Here is a 17,582-nt window from a genome sequence, read left to right on the forward strand (position 1 = left end):
AAAGGATCGTATCGATGTACGATCTTTATGTATATTTGTCTTTCAGATGCTGACGGTAGGATTGGGGAGAAGTTCCCGCGTATTTTTTGAAGGTTTTGCTGAAATGAACATAGTCAGGGTAGCCCACGAGCTCGGCTATTCTGCCCAGGGACAGTTTGCTGTGCTTCATGATCTCCTGTGATTTGTGAATCCTGTATTTAGCTATATATTCCGGAAAGCTGCATCCCACTTCCCTGTTAAAAAGCGCGCTCAGATGCGTTCGAGAAACATGAATACGCTCTGCCAGCTCGTTCATTGAAATGGGGTCCGCGTAATTCTCGGCAACATATTCCTTCACATAGGAAACATAATCCATCGGCTCTTCGAGCCCCGAGAGCTTCTCCATCAGCTGCCGATCCTGCTTCAGATGGCCCGTGGCCTTAAAACGATGCGTGGCATCCACGATGGCCTCTTCCGTCGGTGTTCGTTCAAAGCTCGAACCGCCCACGTAACCCATGGCTGACGTATTGTCATACATATACTGAACATCGATCGGCGTATGGACGGGGCCGCCATATACCAGCTTGATCGGCCGCCTGCCCGAAGCGTCACTTACTTCAAATATGTTTCTGGCGATTTCCGCCCCCTTCTCCAGCGACCATGCTTTCGTGGTGCCCATCAACCCGCCTGCCGTGACGCCTAAATGGGCGCAGATAATATCGGCCCCAGCCTCCAGCATCCACTTCGTCTGCTCCGGAGTAAAAACAAAGGCCATCGTAAACATATCCTGCTCATGGGCAGCCCGAATGGCCTCCACCTCTTGCAAATAGGTGATGCCTTCTTCCTCCAGGGCTTCACCGAACTGTCCATCAATCATTCCCACAGTCGGATAGTTGATTATGCCGGCAAAACCGCTGCCGCGGATGGATGCCAAGTAATCGGGAAGCTGAATGGTTGGATCTGTCCCGCATAGACCGAAGATCACCGGTATGTCACCGACCACCGAAAGAATCTCCCGCGAACCGAATTCCATCACCATTTCATTGCCGTTCGCGTAGGGCATGAAACCCGCCAGGGAGCCAAGCCCCATCTGCCGAAAACGGCCCGAATTCAGGGCCAGTATCAAATCTGCCCCGCCCTTAACCGCATATTTTGCTGAGATCCCTGCCCCTGCCGCAACGCCAATCAGTCGCTCCTGCGTCTGTATTCCTTTATGTAATCGGTCTACAATTTGTTCTCTGGTCGTTATCAAAGCTATTGGTCCCCTTATCTTCAATCTGACCGTCATTTATATCGTTTCCCTATGTCGCTACACCTATTATAAATGAATATCAATAGAGACGCTTGTCGTAGCTGTCCCGTAATCCTTGAGTAACTGATTCCTCCGTCACACGATCTTGATTCACATGATCCGCAATGATCCGGGACGGATTCGGCAGCTGCTCGCCTGATATCCAGGAATCAGGATTCCATGTTTGGGACCGTATGAAGGCTTTTGCGCAGTGCATATAACATTCCTCAACCCGTACTCCGATGCCAAGCCATGGCCGTTTGCCTTGTACGCTGAGCTGCTCCAAAATGTTTTCGTCCCTGATCAGAACGGCACTGCCGTTGACACGTAGGGTCTCCTTCAATCCCGGTATGACAAACACGATGCCGACCCTAGGGTTGGACAAAATATTTCGCAGTGAATCAAAGCGGCGATTGCCCGGCCGTTCCGGAATAACCAACCAGGATTCATCCATCACATGCACAAACCCCGGCGCATCTCCCCTCGGCGAAGCATCGCAGTAACCGGATGCGTCCGAAGTAGACATAAATAGCAATGGACTCTTGGCAATAAAATCTTTACAGTGATGATCCAATCGATCAATCACTTTATGTTTGACCACATGATTGGACTCGCCGAACAGGTCCCGAAGCTCCTCCTCCGATGTAATGATGGACCGAAAAGGACATTTTGTCATCATAATCACTCTCCTACGTATGTAAAGAAGCCCCCAAAGTTCAAAGAACTTATGGGAGCCCTTCTCCATTCTTATAAGAAGACAAGCAGCAAAATACCGACAACAAAGCAATAATAAGCGAAATATTTCAGATTCCCGCGCGCCATGATATTCATGAACCATTTCATCGCAAAATAGGTACAGATCAATGTAGCAATGAACGCAATCAGATAAGGGATTAGCAACGAAGAAAAGTTGGGATCCGATGTGATATCCGACACGCCCAGCACCATGCCGCCGAGACTTATCGGGATATACAGCATAAAGGAAAACCGAAGCGCTGTCTCCTGCTTCATCCCCACAGCGATCGACGTAATGACGGTCGAACCGGATCGGCTAATACCCGGGATCAGCGCAACCGCCTGGGCCAAACCTACGATAAGCGCATCCTTGAATGACAGGTCATTGTCCAGCTTGCGGCCACGAAGATTCCGAATCAGCCAAAGAGCGACCCCCGTGAACAGCAGCGCAACGCCTACCGTACGTACAGAGGCAAATATTTCTTCAATCTGATCCTTGAACAACAGACCGATAATGACGGCCGGAATCGTACCTACAATAATATACAGAATAAACATGAAATCGGATTTATACTCCGGTTTTCGTGTGCGCAAATAACTCAGGCCATTCACGATCAATCTCTGCAAATCTTTGCGAAAGATAAATACAATCGCAATTAATGATGCCGTATTGGTCAGAATTTCAAACGACAGCCCGTTCTGCTCCATGCCCATGAGTCTCTGGGCGACAATCAAATGACCGCTGGAGGATACCGGAATCGGCTCCGTAACCCCCTGCACAATACCCAACAGCAAGTACTTCAACCACAAGATGAAATCTTCCATAACTCTCCTACTCTCTTTACAACATTTGTATGGCTATAAAAAATACTAGTCTATCATAGCCCAAAAAAATAGCAATAATCAAACCACGAATGGGCAAAAAAGGTATGTAAACAAGAGAAGCCCCTCTAACCACGGAATTAGAGGGGCTCCTAATCTATTGTTAAGAGGTGATTCCATCATAAGATATGCAGCTTAATGAAACCTTAAAGCTTCATTAGGAGGACATAAAAAGTTGTGAGTACCCCATCGATCACTATGGTGAGACATGGGAAAGGCTATTCTGCATAAGAAATAGTTCATATTCCCCACTAATCTCTATCATTCTACAAAATCCGTACACTTTTTCATTAAATATAGAAAAATATACCTAGTTCTGATAGACTATTCTATAATATTCCTGTTTTAACAGGTTCACAACAAGCGGCGGAAAATTTCCGTGCAAGCAAATCCCCTAGCCGATAGGGACTCAAGAAAAGAGAAAAAGAAATGAAACGCTTGGCAAAATCAGCTCTGTTCATCCTGTTGTTATTGGTCATGTTGACTGCATGCAGTTCAGGGAAAGACGCAGCCGAAACTTCGTCCCCCCCTTCAACCCCGGAAAATGAAGCGGCAAAAAACACCGCCTCAGACAATAAGGAAAAGAATGAAGAACCTAACAAGACTCAATCATTTAAAGGGGAGAATTTTTCCTTTTCCTACCCTTCGACTTGGAAGGATGCAGAGCTTAACATCCCTCAAGTCATTGCGGCATTCGTAAATCCTAACCCGCAAGGAGCTTTTGTTGATAATTTAAATGTCGTTATCGAGGAATCGTCAGCTACTCCAGAGGAAGCAGCTAACGCTGCCGTTCAAGGTTTAACCAATGGAGATGGGGGACCATTAATCCAAGATTTCAAAAAACTGAACTACATCGACGTTCCCAAGAAGGCAGCGGGGATTCTGGAATCTGAATACACTCATGGAGAGACCAACGCCCAGGTCATTTTGACTCAATATTTTGCCTCAAACGGCAATGAGCTTTACACGCTCTCCATTTCCTATTCCAAGACAGCCTACGATAATGGAGGAAAAGCGAGTGTCCAAAACATAATGGACTCGTTCGAAATCGTTAAAGTTAGTAATCAGGTGGAAGATGCGAATGCTAACGCTGGCAGTAATGTCGAAGGATTAACGGAAAAAAACCTTTTCGCTGAAATCATGGCTTATGTTATCCCAATTGAAATTGAAGACGGAGCTCTAGACGAGGTCACCTATAACTATTTTGTTCAGCATTATGAGTTGTTTCCAGCGCTTACACCTAAAGCTCAAAAGAAAGCGAAGGCAGAAGTCGATCCAAATATTACGTCCCGCCACCTCAACAAAAATCTGAGTCCCTATTTGGATCAGATGATCGAGGTAAGTGGATACGTTGTTGATATCATTGAAGATGAAGTCGAAGAGGGTATTACCCTTGCCGAAATACACATCATAGATGATAACGATAACTCCATTATCGGTTTTTATGCCCACTCTACCGGTGATATTCTGCAAGACGATTATGTCACGATGCGAGGAGTGCCGGCAACATTTTATTCATTTGAGAATGTAAGTGGCGGAACCACGAATTCTGTTCTTATCGGTGTGTCCACGCTTGAGAAGACGGAATAGTTTGTTTCTAATAGATGCTCTATTATCTTATCCTAAGCCCATTTTTGGGCTTTTCTTTTTGCATGAGGCCCCTCGAAGACATAGTTCTTATCAATCTTTGCCATGCATTCGGGTTGGTTACTTTTTTCTAACCTATTTGAACGAGTTGCATAAAGCTCTCTACTGCAAATATTGAGATGTTTTCAATTCCGAAAAAATATTTTGTTTGTTTTCGCTTTCATCATACACATCATCTGGATCAGTCCCATCCAAATTGAATTTACCAGCTTGCAAATTAATTACGCTATATTGTCCATAAGTATTTTTTTTCATAAATATTATATAACTGCTGCCGCTCTTCATTTCAGTATAATCCCAATTGCTAATTTTTCTTTACCTGATAGCGTTTGCTTCAGAGCAATGGGTTCTATTACTTTCAGGTTACTCGCGTCTTCCTCAGAGCCTTTCAAAACCTTTTCAACCTCAATCTCGGTTAACGTATAAAAATCCACAGGTATATCATTCTCAAGTGTTCTAATCGTCATTTCACGATCTTCAAAGTCCTTAATGGGCCTTCCGATAACAATCAACTGGGCATCAGAAAATAGTGCTTCTCCCGTTTGAGTACCCCTTATAATCTGGGTGAGTTCTTACATCGCGAACAGAATTATAAATGGCAAAATAATAATAACAAGCTGCTGCAAGGATAATAACCAAAGCCAGTGAAAGAATTATGCTTTTCTTTTTTAGCAACATCTTCATTTCATAATCCTCCTATTTTTTAATTTCCACATTTGTACTTTAATTCACCTTTATCATAGGTTGAAGGAGAAGTAATATTACGATTTTTAAATGTGTCGGTTCCTGCAGTCATGACTGAGGAAGCTCTTTCAGTTGAGTTAGAGATATTGGTATGAGCCAAAGCAAGTGAATGCCCTACTTCGTGTAAGGCACTATTCTTTATATTGGTGTCATTTTTCAAGCCATCTGAAGCCAGATTATTGTCGTATAATATGACAACAGAATAATCCCAATTACCTACATTGGGGTCAACAGTATTGGAGCCGCCGTTCTTATAGTTAATTACTTGACCATATACTCCACTTGTTGCAATGTTATCAACAAAATACATATCTGTGGTTTTATCTTGTTTACTGGACTTTCCAATCGATTCTTTTGAAGAGATTCCAGACCATTGTGAGCGTGCCCAATCGAACTGCGAAGTATAACCATATTGAGCAACAGAATAGTCATAATAGGCATTAAAAATACCAGTTGTTCTCTTGTAACTAAACACAGTTGCATTAGCATTAGGCCCTAATAAGGTAACTGTTTCATTCTTTTGATTCAAAATGTAAAAAAGTGCGCCGATTGAGTATCGGCACACGCTCTCTCGTAAGAAAATTCTTACGGTAATGTATGTAACTGAGTTATAAGTAAAAAATTCCTGTTTACTTTTTTACTGTTTTTTTGCTTGTTACATATCCTATAAAAGAACCAGTCAAACTGACAGCATACATTACACAAATGTATCCAAATGCTTCGTATGAAACCGAGGGTAAGAAGTATCTTAGCAAGCAGGTCCTAAGATGATTATTCCTACCGGTATTGAAAGAAGTATGGAATCAGTGAGATACATTACAAAAACACTGCAAAATCGTCAAGCGGAATTCACTTTAAGGTGTCTGACTGCACACTCTCATTCGGAACGGATGAACGGACCACCAGCACGTTGGCCGAAGTGATGCTTCCCTTATACTGGGCATAGATCTGGGTTTTTCCCGGCTTATGTCCGATCAGGTTTCCTTCCTTATCCACCTCGGCTATATCCGGATGATCACTGATGAATGTTGTTTGCCTTGTGATGTCGATTTCGTTTTGGTTAATATAGTTACGCAATATGACCTTCAAGTCGAGCATCGTGCCTTCCGCAAGCGAATACTCGTCAGAATCCAGCTTGATATAGCCAGAGACAGGTTCGAATTCATCCGAGTCTTCCGGGAACACGGTAATGCTCAATCTGGCTGTGAAACCTTCGTAAGCTGCTTCGACATAGCTGTTCCCCGGCTCGTGCCCTGTAATCCGGCCCAATGCGTCGATTTCCACGATGGCGCTGTCCGCCGATACATAATCCGCCGCGCTGGACAAATCGCTCTTTGTGCCGTCGGAATAAACCGCTTGAAGCACGGTAAAGACGCTTGTACCTGCTTTCAATTTCTTTTCCTTTTCCGTAAACGAGATACCCGTCAGCGTACGTTCGACTGGCCTGTCCGCTGAAGGCGACAGCTTCATAAGCTGGAACTTCTTCACGTCCCCCCGAACAACGGTTCCCGGAAAAATAAATCCGCCGTCAGGTGTTACCGCTGCACTTCCACCGAGGTAGATGGGAGGGCCCTTAAACAATTCCCTGCTAATAAACTGGCCGTTCCCATCGACGCTCAGCACATCGTATTGCCTTTTGTAATCCAGACTGTTGTGAGAAATATGTTCTCCCAGCATGGCGTAGCCGTCTTTTGTGTGGACAAGACGTTTAAAAAATTCGGAATTCATCCCGTCGCGATACGTTTTTTCCCATTGTACCTGTCCGTTCAGGTCCAACTTGGTAAGTGCATTCACACGATTGCGGTCGATACGTTTTTCACTGCCAATGACATAACCCCCATCTTCCGAAGCAGTGATGGAAAATGCAGTCCAGCGGCTATCCGGGTCCTTGAATTGTTTCGACCAGACTTCTTTGCCTTGATCATCAATTTTGACCATCAGCATCGCATCCAGGTCTCCCGTTTCATATTCCGCCCGGCCTACGCCGCCAACGGCAATGTACCCTCCATCATTTGCCGGAATAAGGTCGTTAAACTCTACGCTGTCTGTATAATTGTATTTGTTATACCACAACGTCTCACCGTTTATATCGATCTTTAAAATATAGGCTTTTTCATAGGCAACCCAGCCTACGGACCCACTCCCGGCTATAAAAAAATCGCCGTCCTCCGTTTCGACAATTGCAGTCGGGGTACTATGAATTGTATCATTCTGTACCTTCTCCCATAATACATTGCCCGATGAATCCAGTCTGATTATATACAGCTGACCAACAATCGGTACGTCTTCTGAATTCGTGTTACCGGCTACGAGATATCCGCCGTCCTTCGTCTCAATGACCCGGTATGCCATACTATTCGTAGTAGGATACATAGGCTTCTGTTCCCATTCAACCTGGCCCTCTGCATCAAGCTTTAAAATGTAAGCCTTTTGATACTTTCCAGCCTCGAAGATACCTCCAACGGCTATATAGCCGCCATCAGAAGTCGGGATCACATCATTCCCTGCGGAGTTACTCCCGTAATCCCTGGACCATTCGACAGTTGACTGCGCCGTATCGGTAGCCGCGTGGCTTAATCCGGGCATTAATCCGAACATCAGCAGCAATCCGGCAAAACACGCCATCAATAATCGTGAATATTTTCTAAACACAATCCTACCTCCATTAGCAAATGATATTTGTGAGATTGTCAATTTCTTCAATTCCTTTTCATTATTCATTGGATTCCCTGGAATTGATATCCAACAAATCTCATAATTTTCTGATGCAATGGAACTGGTTTCCAATTTGCTTTGACATTTAAGCCAAGTCGATATGAGCAATGCGCACCTTGACGATCACCATACTAAAAGAACCCCGTTAGCCTTAGCCAACAGAGTTATTTGCCGATGCGATCATATTACTTATATTGCGATAACTTGATCACAATCGTGGGCAAATTGTTAGTTTAACTGCTATAAATTTTCACCCAGATTTTGCCGTAATAAGTGTTATACTTGACAAAAAAAGGAGTTGTATCACTTGAAGAAATCGTTTGTTAAAACTATGACCACTCTAGCACTTGGCATGATGATTGGATCGGCAACAATTGCAGCTGCAGCACCCGGTACAATTCAAGCTGTTTTATCAAAATTCACGATTATCGTAGATGGGCAAAAGCAAAATCTCAAATCTGATCCAATTATATACAAAGGTACAACCTACCTTCCGGTTCGTGAGGTTGCTGAAATGTTAAACGCTGAGTTATCTTCTTTCGATAACAAGGCTAAGAGAATAGAATTGAAGACTGGATCACAAACACCAGCAAATCCCCAAGTAAATTCCAATCAAACCAATGCACCACAGACACCACTAACACTCAAACTTAATGAAACCGCTACTCGAGGTGATATGACACTAAAAGTTAACAGTGTAAGCTATACAAACTTCATCCCATCTGGACCTGGATCGACATCTGGTATGATTGCTGATAAAGGAAACAAGTTCGCTGTTATTGAATTTGAAGCAACGCTAAACGAAGAGCCGACAAACCAATTTGCATGGAGTGCATTAGATTTTTTTGATAGCGCTACTATTGGTGGCAAGAAGATCAGTTCAGCTACTTCTTATGACCATACCAATCTACTAAAAGGTGAGACAAAAACTATTCAAGTTACGCTCAACCTTCCAGAAAATATGGATATTAGTTCTATCACCTTTAGAGATCCAAGTAAAAATTTGATTTTCGGAACGATCAATCTTAAATAAACGATGCCAACGGCGGCTCCCCGGATACCGATATTCGGGCCGCCCATGCCAGAAACGCGACCTTCTGTGCTTCTATATATAGAAAAGAGACCCCTCAGGGTCTCTTTTTCATTTTTTAAACTTGCGAATAAACTGAACCGCCTTGGAAATATCATGTTCCGGATTTGATAACCGGTACTTTCAGGACAGTTTACTTGTAAAGTCAATGGTCAAGTTAACGAAATCTTACCTTTGAACAGCTGATGCAAAACCATCGTGGTTACGCCGATTACATAATTTCTTTTGCCTAAACTCGCCGGGGTAACCCAATTCGAGTCATATAAACCATCCACCGCAAATTTAGCTAGATGATCGTGAATCTTCTGAATGCATTTCGGTGATGTCATGAACCACCCATCCAAAATGGTCTTTTGTGGGCCAAACAGATTCATCATGACCGCAACCGCCCTGCTCAAAAACAGCAGGCTTCGATTCATCATCGTCTCGATCCAAATTTCCCCGCGTTCATACGCTTGTACAACTTCTTCAATGGTTTGAGGTACAGGGCAGCCATGCTTGGCTGCCCTTTTCCGCGCCTGCTCCAGCACATAGGTACTGTTAAACCAATTATCATGCAGCAGGGCGACCTCGCCTGCTCTTCCTTTGTACCCAGAATAGACCTGGCCATTCACGATAAACCGGGCTCCGACACCTTCATATATCCATACATATAACACGTTCTTAACGCTAGGACTCGTCTCCAGATAATATTCCGCAAATGCAGCGGCATTGGTGTCGTTCATGACGTAAATAGGCAGATTATAATAACGGGTCTGAAGCAGCCTGATGATCTCAAAATCCTTCAGGTTCAGATAACGTGCGTACGATATTGTCCCGCTACCCTCATCAACAATACCCGGAGAAGCAATGCCGATTCCTTTGATTTGGGAGAAGTCACTGATTCCCGCAATTCGGACAATCTCGCTGATACAGTGAAATATCGCCTGCAGAACCTGGTCATTTCCTTTTACGGCCGGAACTGTAAGTTCAGCGACGATTTCACTGTGGAAATTGGATAGCGTGCAGTAAAAGGTGTTGTTTCCCAAACCGACCGAAATGACAAACCCTTTATCTTTGCTAATCTCCAGCGATATGGCCTTGCGCCCCGCACCAACCGATGACTTTTCGCCTGATTCGACAATGAATCCTTCGGCAATCAGCTCATCCACCAGAGAGGACACGGTCGTAGCGCTCAGTTGCGTAACCTTTGCCATATCCGCACGCGACATCGCTTTTTCCCTATGAAGCAAGCTTAAGATGGTCGCTCGGTTGATTTCTTTCATTAGATATACGTTACCTCTAATATGTTTCATGTATGTACCTTTCTCCAGGGTAATGTGTTCTCTAGAAAAAGAAACCCCCTAGTTTCCATTGTTCTTATCCATTACTTCATTAATTCTTTATTCGCCTCATACGCTTTGTTCTGGATCGCTTCCAATTCATCAAAACGCATGGATCTCACTTTCTCAACGAATGCATCAAATTGGGATAACGGCTCCTGCCCGATAATAAACTTGCTGATCATCTCATTCACATAGGTATCGATCTGCGTTTTGATCTCCGTGCTCGTCTCAAAATCATCTTCAGTATACTTCAAGGCAGGCACCGGATCCCGGAAATAGTTTTGTTCGACGTAATAGAACAGTTGCTTGGCCGCATCCTCGCTCACCGCAGCCGCTTTCTCATAACGTGCATCTTGACGGAAACCGATCCATGGCTGCGCTCCGATTCTACTTAATGCCTTCGCGGCCCCGTCCGGATTTTTCATAATCTTGTCGGTATATTTGAGCGTTCCATCGGCTTCCTTCGTATATGTGTCGCCCTCAACCCCGAAGTTGAATAGCAGTTGACCTTCGTCACTGTAAGCATACTCGAAAATTTCCATCGTTTTATCGACGTGCTCGTTCTGGCCGCTGATGGCCCAAGCAACAGGCACCACGATTTGCTGCTGCCTGCTCGTAAGCGGTTTGTCGCCTTTGTTCATGACTGGAGGTGGCGTAACCTGAAAATTAAATCCTTTAATATTCTCAACCTCAGGTCTTGCATTGAAACTTGCCACATATCCAACCCAATGATTGGTTGCACCGACTTTATCATTGAAAACCATCGAAGTATAGTCTTTATCTTGTCTGGACAGTATCTCTTGATCAAACAATCCTTCACTGTACCATTGGTTCATCGTAGTTAGAAATTCCTTGGCACGCGGATCAATTGGCGTATAGATCATCTTGCCGTTTTCCTCCATCCAGCGGCCATCCTCGTTCAGGTCAATGCCCCAAGCATCGGCAAAGTTCAAATAAAAAGTGCCGGCAGTAGAAAACGGTACTTCATCCTTCGGATCACCGTTTCCGTTGGCATCCTTCTCTTTGAACGCTTTCAAAGTATTATACCAATCATCCATCGTTTCCGGTACTGGCAGGTTCAAGCGATCCAACCAGTCTTGACGAATCAAGGGGCCTTCGGATGTACGAACCGCAGACAACATCGGAACTCCGTAAATATTGCCGTCTGCATTAACAATCTGGGATTTGGCAATTTTGTCGTCTACTAAATATTTTTGCAGATTGGGCTTATCTTTAATCAGATCGTTCAGCGGGATGAACACGCCCTGCGGACCGTACTTGTTAAAGTTGCTAGGTGCATCCGCGACGATATCCGGATACTCATTGGAAGAAATCATAAGCGGAAATTTGTCACGCATCGTTTTGGCATCACCTGTAATAAAGTCAAATTCCACGTTAAATTTTTTGCCGATTTCCTTCCATACCAATGTTTCGTTGGTGTACATTTCATCCGTTGCCCGGCTCGCAATAAAGATCGATAATTTCACCGGTTCATCACCGCTCGTATTATCTGACGGCGACGATTCTCCCTTTGACGCTCCGCCTCCGCATGCCGATGTCAGAAGAGCCATAATGATTACAATGACCAATAAGGATATCCCATTCTTTCTCCATTGTCTGTTCATTCTTACGACCTCCACTTTGGATTATTGATTTTAACCACATCTCTATTTCAAATTTACTAACTCTTAACGGCGCCGATCATCACCCCTTTCACGAAATACTTTTGCAGAAACGGATAGGCCATAATAATCGGCAGAGCCGTAATCACGATAGCCGCATATTGAATGGTGATCGGCAGAACTCCGGAACTTTGCACTAGCGCCTTCTCCATTTCCTTATCGAATGAGCTGTCGCGGATTATTCGGACCAATAACACCTGAACCGGCATAAATTGCTCCTTGCTGAGTAATATCAATTCCCAGAAAAAGGAGTTCCATTTGCCGACCGCATAATACAAGCCGATGGCTGCAAGAACCGGTTTGGACAGAGGTAGCGCCATTTGTAGGAATATTCTGATATCGCTGGCACCGTCGATTTTGGCCGATTCCTCGATCTCTTTGGGAAGACTCTCAAAATAGGTGCGTACAATGATGATATAGAACGTAGAAATAGCTGCGTAAAGCAAGATACCCATTCGGGAATTAAGCAAATGAAGATCTCTCATGACCATATAAAATGGAATCATTCCGCCACCGAACCATAATGGAATCGCCAAAAAGATGGCGGCAAAATTGCGCAGCTTCCAATTTTTCCGTGACAGTGGATAGGCCGCCAGCGTCGTAAGCAGTAAGCTAAGAAATGTTCCCACCACCGTGTAGTAAATCGTATTTCCATAGGCGACGATCATTCCCTTGTAATTCAAAACTGTCTCATAAGCCGACAAATTGATTCCTTTTGGCCAGAGAAGCACTTCATTTCGCATCACACTGTCCGTATCGCTGATAGAAACGGATAAAATATAAATGAATGGGTAGAGCATCACGATACAAGTGACGATAATAAACAGATAGATGAATACAAAATAAATGGCGTCACTGGCGTCCACTCTTTTTTTGGTCTTAAGCATGTTCTCTCCCCCTTTTACCAAAGCGAAGTCTGGTTTGCCTTTTTGCTCAAGTAATTGGCCCCGTATACCAGAATGAAACCAATTACAGCCTGGAATAGGCCAACCGCTGTGGCATAGCTGTAGTTATTGTCGATGAGTCCTTTTCTGTACACGTAAGTATTCAGGACATCCGCGGTGTCATAAATCGTTGGATTGTACAACAGCAGGATTTTGCCGAAATCCGCCGTTAAAATCGTGCCCAGGTTTAACAGCAGCATAATAATAATGGTCGGGACCAGACTTGGGAATGTAATGTAACGGAGCTGGCTCCACCGGCCCGCCCCATCGATCTTGGCTGCTTCGTACAGATCTGGACTAATGCCCGAAAGAGCGGCGATATAAATAATGGCGGAAAACCCAGCTCCCTGCCAAATTCCCAGCAGCACATAAATCGTTCTGAAGTAATCCGGATCTTGAAAGAAGAAAATACTCTCAATCCCAAATTTATTTAAAAGGATATTGACGATACCCGTACTCGGCGAAAGGAAGGTAAGAGCCATCCCGCATACAACAACCGTAGAAATAAAATACGGTAAATAGCTAATCGTCTGTGCAATTTTTTTGAACAGGAGATTCCGTATTTCATTGAAGCAAAGAGCTAAAACAATCGGCACAGGGAATCCGAAAATCAAGCTGTAAATATTAAGGAGCAGCGTGTTTTTGATCAGTCTAAAAAAATGGGGGTCATCCAAAAATTGTTGGAAATATTTGAACCCGACCCAGCTGCTTCCGGATATCCCTTTGACCACGTTGTACTTCTGAAATGCCATTAACAAGCCATGCATCGGCCAATAGGCAAATATGAAATACCATATAAAAACAGGTAGAAACATAATGTAAAGCCATTTGTTGTATACAAGCTCCTTAGCCATTAACTGAAGTTTGGAGCCCTTCTTCTTTTTCATATCGATCTGAATTATCGGTTCTAAACCAGCCATGTTTAAACTCCTTTCAACGCACTCATTCTTTGCTGCCAAACGCCCCTTTGTTGGATCCATCCATGTACTCCAAAGTCCATGAATCGCCTATTAAACAACCCCTTCCACGAGTTTTATATCACTTCCTGATTTGAAACCGCATTCATTAAGCGCTTTCAAATCCATCGATAAAATGATATTTCAACCCCATTTATCAGCCATTTTTTATCAAGCTTTTATCACATTATAACTGATTCAATTAATTTGTACAGTGTCTTTATTAATTATTCATTAAAAACAATTCGACTAAAAGCTACTCCTTTAATGCTATCGTCTGCTCCGCTACCTTTCTATGAACAGGAAACTTTTGCGGAAAATGTGACTGTAATATAAAAAAGCTCCCTCTCGGGAGCCTTTTCATAGTCGCAATGACATGTTATTTTTCATTAATTCAGAAACCATGTGTTGTTCCTATGCAACTTTTACTAATTTAAATATCATGGTCGCTCACTACTCCAGACTCCTTACGGTTAGCCAAACTGCCTTCGGAAGGTAAAGTAAGCGTAAATTTAAATATGTTATTTATATGATTGAGAGTTAAGGTTCCTCCGTGCAATTCAATAATGTTTCTTGCAATAGAAAGACCAAGACCGGCTCCTGTTTGAATGCCTTCGCTACTTCGTGAATGATCGACTTTATAAAAACGTTCGAAGAGTTTATTCTCTTGTTCTTGTGTAAGGGGGTTCCCTTTATTTTCAACCTCAATTTTAATTTGCTGATGATCCGATCTCATTAAAACACGGACGGTTCCTGGCTTTACAGAGTACTTAAGAGCGTTCATCAATAGATTGTCCATCGCTCTGGCAATTTTCTCACTGTCAATGAGGGTTACAATCGGAGCGTTCCCTATCTCTTTTACGAAAGTGATCCCCTTCTCTTGGGCAATCGGTTCAAATTCAAATAGCAATTGATCCAAAAGTTGAAATAAATCAATTCTCTTTATATCCAAGTGGATGTCGAACGAGGTGAGTCTGGTATATTCAAACAAATCATCAAGCAACTTCTTCAAGTGAATCGCTTTGTTATAGGTGTTTTGAACAAATCGTGTATATTCTTCTTTATCTTGAAATGAGTCTGTTCTTAAAAGCTCAATATAGCCGATAATACTTGTAAGCGGTGTGCGCAAGTCATGTGAAATGCCTGTGATCATATCCATCTTGGATTTCTCCGTTTCACGCTCCTTAACAATCTGCCGTTGCAACCGTTCAGTCATTCGATTAATGTTAAATGCGACCCGCCCGAGTTCATCTTGTCGATCAACAGATACCCGATAATTTAAATCACCCTCAGAAATAATTTGAAGTCCACGTTCCAAATGAATAAGATCTTTAACAATTCTTCGTGTTAAAACTAAAAAAGTAATAATAAAGATAGCCATATACATAGGTGTAACAAGATAGGGAAGGAAATTGAGAAGCCACTTCCATTCCATTTCATTTCCGACCTTTGAGAAAAATAAAATGAGCAAATCATTTATAGCAATTGCGATTATTAAACTTAGCACCATTCTGATTAAGATGTTGACCTGGATTTTTTTTCTTTTTGGCTTTTGTCCATGTTCAGTCAATTTTATAGCCCACTCCCCAAACCGTTTTAATATATTGGGGCTCTCTTGGAGATGCTTCTATTTTTTCTCGTAAATTCCGAATATGAACCATTACCGTATTATCTGAATTTCCGTACGGCTCTCTCCATACGCTTTCATAAATCTTGTTAGAGCTAAATACTTGCCCTGGGCGGCTTGCAAGCAATTCTAAAATTGAAAACTCCAGCGGGGTTAGCGAAATGTTATTTCCTTTCAATGTAACGGTATGTTTAGCCTTATCAATAACAAGATCTTTGATGAGGATTAGTGAATTAAGCTCTTCTTTTCCTATTAATGATTGTCGCCGCAATTGAGCTTTTACTCGGGCGACCAATTCCAAGGGATTAAAGGGCTTTGTCATATAATCGTCCGCTCCGGTAGTGAGACCTGTAATTTTATCAATATCTTCTTCTTTAGCTGATAACATGATAATAGGAGCGTCCGATATTCCCCTAATTTTAATGCAGGCACTAATACCATCCATTCGAGGCATCATAACATCCAGGATGACCAACTGGACCGAGGTTGTTTTTATTATATCCAGCGCTTCCAGACCATCTGCAGCTTCAATTACACGGTATCCTTCATTTCGCAAATATACGTGAATGACATCTCTAATTTCGGAATCGTCATCTACGACAAGTACTGTATTCATTAAATGTTCCTCCTTTTTCAGAGATTTGAAGCTACTATGATCGCTAAATAAATGCAGCCCGGATGTAGATTCAGTAAACATATCAAGTGAATTGTAGTTTCATGTTCAAAGCGTCTCCCTTTTACGACAGGTATATACGAAGGCTGGAGGGAAATTGAATGGCACGAACTCGATCTTTTCAATTATCAATTCTTCAGCAAATTTTTTTTTCATTTGAAGGGAGTATTGAAAAGCGACAAACCTCCCTCCTGGTTTTAGTGCCTCAATAATCTGATTTAATAAAGTTTCCCGCATTTCACTCGTGAAATTAAAAAATGGTAGTCCGCTTATAATACAGTCAAGCTGACCTATCCCATCTTGATTCATTTTTTTAACTAATTGGCATGCATTGGAATGACAGACGAAATCCGGGTATTCTGTTTTTAAATTATTTCTCATTTTCTTATCCCTTTCAAATAATAGCACTTTTGTTGATTCGTTTAACTGCGCCTTCATCAAACGTGTGATAGCACCTGTACCTGACCCGAGCTCCGCGACTGCCTTTACCTCATTCCATGGTACAGACTGAATCATTTTAGCTGCTAAAAATCGAGAACTAGGTATTATGCTTCCTACTCGTTGTGGATTTTTGAAAAATCCTTGCAAAAAAAGTAATGATTCATTGATATTCATCTGTTCTCCCCCATTATATAATTCCCCGAGTCAGCTTAGTGAATCTAAAATACAATCCCGCCCAAATATCTCCCAGCAGTAAAAAACGTCACCGTCCAAAACAAAACACTAAAATATGATATCAGGGCAAATTTTTTGAATGTAACCCCGCTTAATCCAACAATGAAAGGTAGAATATACCGAATTAGAGGAATGAATACTCCAAAACACATTGCCAGATCTCCTCGTTGCTTAAAAAGCTTATCTGCATTCTGAAAGTAGCGATTATTTTGAAGTCTTATGCTTATATTTCCGCCTAAAATTCTGCCTGCAAAATAAGCTATTGTGTATGCTGTTAACAGGCCAACGGAGATGTAGAAATATGTTATCCAGGGATCTAACACACCCGTGTTGCTTAGTATCCCGCCAGTTAATATAGTTACTTCATTTGGAACTGGAATTCCAAATGGACCTAGGGAGAAGGCTAAGAAAAACGCCAGATAGCCGTATTGCTCAACTAGTTGTATGATGATATTACTAAACATGAATTAGCTCCTCATTTTGTTTTCGACATGAAAATAATAACGAAAAAATCTAAGGATTTTACGAGGAAATATCTAAAGAAAATCTGAAGATTTCGTTGAATGTAAATTTGCTTCGACTTTTCCATCTCACGAGCAGAATTTCGTTGCCACCCT

Annotated in this window: 18 protein-coding genes; 2 read left to right on the forward strand and 16 right to left on the reverse strand. The window is 42.6% G+C overall.

Features of this window, described 5'->3' with window-relative positions:
• Positions 1 to 25: 25 nt before the first annotated feature.
• The 3 genes from MHH48_RS29080 to MHH48_RS29090 all read right to left on the reverse strand — a co-directional run bounded on the left by MHH48_RS29080 (position 26) and on the right by MHH48_RS29090 (position 2,830).
• On the reverse strand, positions 26 to 1,231 hold the full coding sequence (locus tag MHH48_RS29080; protein ID WP_256720726.1) for a phosphoenolpyruvate hydrolase family protein: 1,206 nt from the start codon (positions 1,229 to 1,231) through the stop codon (positions 26 to 28).
• A 79-nt stretch (positions 1,232 to 1,310) separates the two neighbouring features.
• A complete protein-coding gene (locus tag MHH48_RS29085; RefSeq protein ID WP_083659780.1) occupies positions 1,311 to 1,946 on the reverse strand; it encodes a pyridoxamine 5'-phosphate oxidase family protein in 636 nt (211 codons plus the stop codon).
• Positions 1,947 to 2,017: 71 nt separating this feature from the next.
• Entirely contained in the window at positions 2,018 to 2,830 is an 813-nt protein-coding gene (locus MHH48_RS29090; RefSeq protein ID WP_076324692.1) for an undecaprenyl-diphosphate phosphatase, read from the reverse strand.
• Between the two features lie 486 nt (positions 2,831 to 3,316).
• Between MHH48_RS29090 and MHH48_RS29095 the strand changes: the two genes are divergently transcribed.
• Positions 3,317 to 4,477: a PsbP-related protein gene (locus MHH48_RS29095; protein ID WP_076324693.1), complete on the forward strand. Its 1,161-nt coding sequence runs from the start codon at positions 3,317 to 3,319 to the stop codon at positions 4,475 to 4,477.
• A gap of 159 nt (positions 4,478 to 4,636) precedes the next feature.
• Here the strand turns inward: MHH48_RS29095 and MHH48_RS29100 are convergent, their stop codons facing one another.
• From MHH48_RS29100 to MHH48_RS29120, 5 genes are all read right to left on the reverse strand, one after another.
• Positions 4,637 to 4,819 carry a hypothetical protein gene (locus MHH48_RS29100; RefSeq protein WP_076324694.1) on the reverse strand — a complete coding sequence of 61 codons (183 nt, stop codon included), beginning with the start codon at positions 4,817 to 4,819 and terminating at the stop codon, positions 4,637 to 4,639.
• Positions 4,816 to 5,001, reverse strand: coding sequence for a hypothetical protein (locus MHH48_RS29105; RefSeq protein WP_144023496.1), 186 nt, complete (start codon positions 4,999 to 5,001; stop codon positions 4,816 to 4,818). The genes MHH48_RS29100 and MHH48_RS29105 overlap by 4 nt, the downstream gene beginning before the upstream one ends.
• A gap of 52 nt (positions 5,002 to 5,053) precedes the next feature.
• Positions 5,054 to 5,218: a hypothetical protein gene (locus MHH48_RS29110; protein ID WP_179090688.1), complete on the reverse strand. Its 165-nt coding sequence runs from the start codon at positions 5,216 to 5,218 to the stop codon at positions 5,054 to 5,056.
• A 19-nt stretch (positions 5,219 to 5,237) separates the two neighbouring features.
• Complete coding sequence (locus MHH48_RS29115) at positions 5,238 to 5,807, reverse strand: hypothetical protein (RefSeq protein ID WP_144023497.1); 570 nt, start codon at positions 5,805 to 5,807, stop codon at positions 5,238 to 5,240.
• A gap of 320 nt (positions 5,808 to 6,127) precedes the next feature.
• Positions 6,128 to 7,930 (reverse strand): hypothetical protein, encoded by a 1,803-nt coding sequence (locus MHH48_RS29120; protein ID WP_144023498.1) that lies wholly within the window; start codon positions 7,928 to 7,930, stop codon positions 6,128 to 6,130.
• Positions 7,931 to 8,300: 370 nt separating this feature from the next.
• Between MHH48_RS29120 and MHH48_RS29125 the strand changes: the two genes are divergently transcribed.
• The gene (locus MHH48_RS29125; protein ID WP_076324697.1) at positions 8,301 to 9,026 is read left to right on the forward strand and encodes a stalk domain-containing protein; all 726 of its coding nucleotides are present in this window, start codon (positions 8,301 to 8,303) and stop codon (positions 9,024 to 9,026) included.
• Positions 9,027 to 9,235: 209 nt separating this feature from the next.
• Here the strand turns inward: MHH48_RS29125 and MHH48_RS29130 are convergent, their stop codons facing one another.
• The 8 genes from MHH48_RS29130 to MHH48_RS29165 form a co-directional block, all read right to left on the reverse strand.
• Complete coding sequence (locus MHH48_RS29130; RefSeq protein WP_076324698.1) at positions 9,236 to 10,378, reverse strand: ROK family transcriptional regulator; 1,143 nt, start codon at positions 10,376 to 10,378, stop codon at positions 9,236 to 9,238.
• 71 nt (positions 10,379 to 10,449) lie between these two features.
• On the reverse strand, positions 10,450 to 12,033 hold the full coding sequence (locus MHH48_RS29135) for an extracellular solute-binding protein (protein ID WP_076324699.1): 1,584 nt from the start codon (positions 12,031 to 12,033) through the stop codon (positions 10,450 to 10,452).
• Positions 12,034 to 12,089: 56 nt separating this feature from the next.
• A complete protein-coding gene (locus MHH48_RS29140) occupies positions 12,090 to 12,977 on the reverse strand; it encodes a carbohydrate ABC transporter permease (protein ID WP_076324700.1) in 888 nt (295 codons plus the stop codon).
• A 14-nt stretch (positions 12,978 to 12,991) separates the two neighbouring features.
• Positions 12,992 to 13,954, reverse strand: coding sequence for an ABC transporter permease subunit (locus MHH48_RS29145; protein ID WP_076324701.1), 963 nt, complete (start codon positions 13,952 to 13,954; stop codon positions 12,992 to 12,994).
• Between the two features lie 469 nt (positions 13,955 to 14,423).
• Complete coding sequence (locus MHH48_RS29150; protein WP_076324702.1) at positions 14,424 to 15,560, reverse strand: HAMP domain-containing sensor histidine kinase; 1,137 nt, start codon at positions 15,558 to 15,560, stop codon at positions 14,424 to 14,426.
• Entirely contained in the window at positions 15,553 to 16,233 is a 681-nt protein-coding gene (locus MHH48_RS29155) for a response regulator transcription factor (RefSeq protein ID WP_076324703.1), read from the reverse strand. Before MHH48_RS29155 ends, MHH48_RS29150 begins: the two co-directional genes overlap by 8 nt.
• 105 nt (positions 16,234 to 16,338) lie before the next feature.
• Positions 16,339 to 16,905, reverse strand: a complete 567-nt coding sequence (locus tag MHH48_RS29160) for a methyltransferase domain-containing protein (RefSeq protein ID WP_076324704.1) — start codon at positions 16,903 to 16,905, stop codon at positions 16,339 to 16,341.
• Between the two features lie 44 nt (positions 16,906 to 16,949).
• On the reverse strand, positions 16,950 to 17,429 hold the full coding sequence (locus tag MHH48_RS29165; RefSeq protein ID WP_076324705.1) for a DedA family protein: 480 nt from the start codon (positions 17,427 to 17,429) through the stop codon (positions 16,950 to 16,952).
• Between the last annotated feature and the right edge of the window lie 153 nt (positions 17,430 to 17,582).

Source organism: Paenibacillus sp. FSL F4-0100 (genome assembly GCF_037993005.1).
Lineage (GTDB): Bacteria > Bacillota > Bacilli > Paenibacillales > Paenibacillaceae > Paenibacillus_AQ.

What these genes read in the sequence shown, in the direction of transcription:
- MHH48_RS29110 (WP_179090688.1), bottom strand. Translation starts at nt 5,218, where the DNA reads ATGAAGATGTTGCTAAAAAAGAAAAGCATAATTCTTTCACTGGCTTTG.
- MHH48_RS29160 (WP_076324704.1), bottom strand. Translation starts at nt 16,905, where the DNA reads ATGAATATCAATGAATCATTACTTTTTTTGCAAGGATTTTTCAAAAAT.
- MHH48_RS29145 (WP_076324701.1), bottom strand. Translation starts at nt 13,954, where the DNA reads ATGGCTGGTTTAGAACCGATAATTCAGATCGATATGAAAAAGAAGAAG.
- MHH48_RS29105 (WP_144023496.1), bottom strand. Translation starts at nt 5,001, where the DNA reads ATGACGATTAGAACACTTGAGAATGATATACCTGTGGATTTTTATACG.
- MHH48_RS29085 (WP_083659780.1), bottom strand. Translation starts at nt 1,946, where the DNA reads ATGACAAAATGTCCTTTTCGGTCCATCATTACATCGGAGGAGGAGCTT.
- MHH48_RS29095 (WP_076324693.1), top strand. Translation starts at nt 3,317, where the DNA reads ATGAAACGCTTGGCAAAATCAGCTCTGTTCATCCTGTTGTTATTGGTC.
- MHH48_RS29155 (WP_076324703.1), bottom strand. Translation starts at nt 16,233, where the DNA reads ATGAATACAGTACTTGTCGTAGATGACGATTCCGAAATTAGAGATGTC.
- MHH48_RS29130 (WP_076324698.1), bottom strand. Translation starts at nt 10,378, where the DNA reads ATGAAACATATTAGAGGTAACGTATATCTAATGAAAGAAATCAACCGA.
- MHH48_RS29090 (WP_076324692.1), bottom strand. Translation starts at nt 2,830, where the DNA reads ATGGAAGATTTCATCTTGTGGTTGAAGTACTTGCTGTTGGGTATTGTG.
- MHH48_RS29100 (WP_076324694.1), bottom strand. Translation starts at nt 4,819, where the DNA reads ATGAAGAGCGGCAGCAGTTATATAATATTTATGAAAAAAAATACTTAT.
- MHH48_RS29135 (WP_076324699.1), bottom strand. Translation starts at nt 12,033, where the DNA reads ATGAACAGACAATGGAGAAAGAATGGGATATCCTTATTGGTCATTGTA.
- MHH48_RS29140 (WP_076324700.1), bottom strand. Translation starts at nt 12,977, where the DNA reads ATGCTTAAGACCAAAAAAAGAGTGGACGCCAGTGACGCCATTTATTTT.
- MHH48_RS29165 (WP_076324705.1), bottom strand. Translation starts at nt 17,429, where the DNA reads ATGTTTAGTAATATCATCATACAACTAGTTGAGCAATACGGCTATCTG.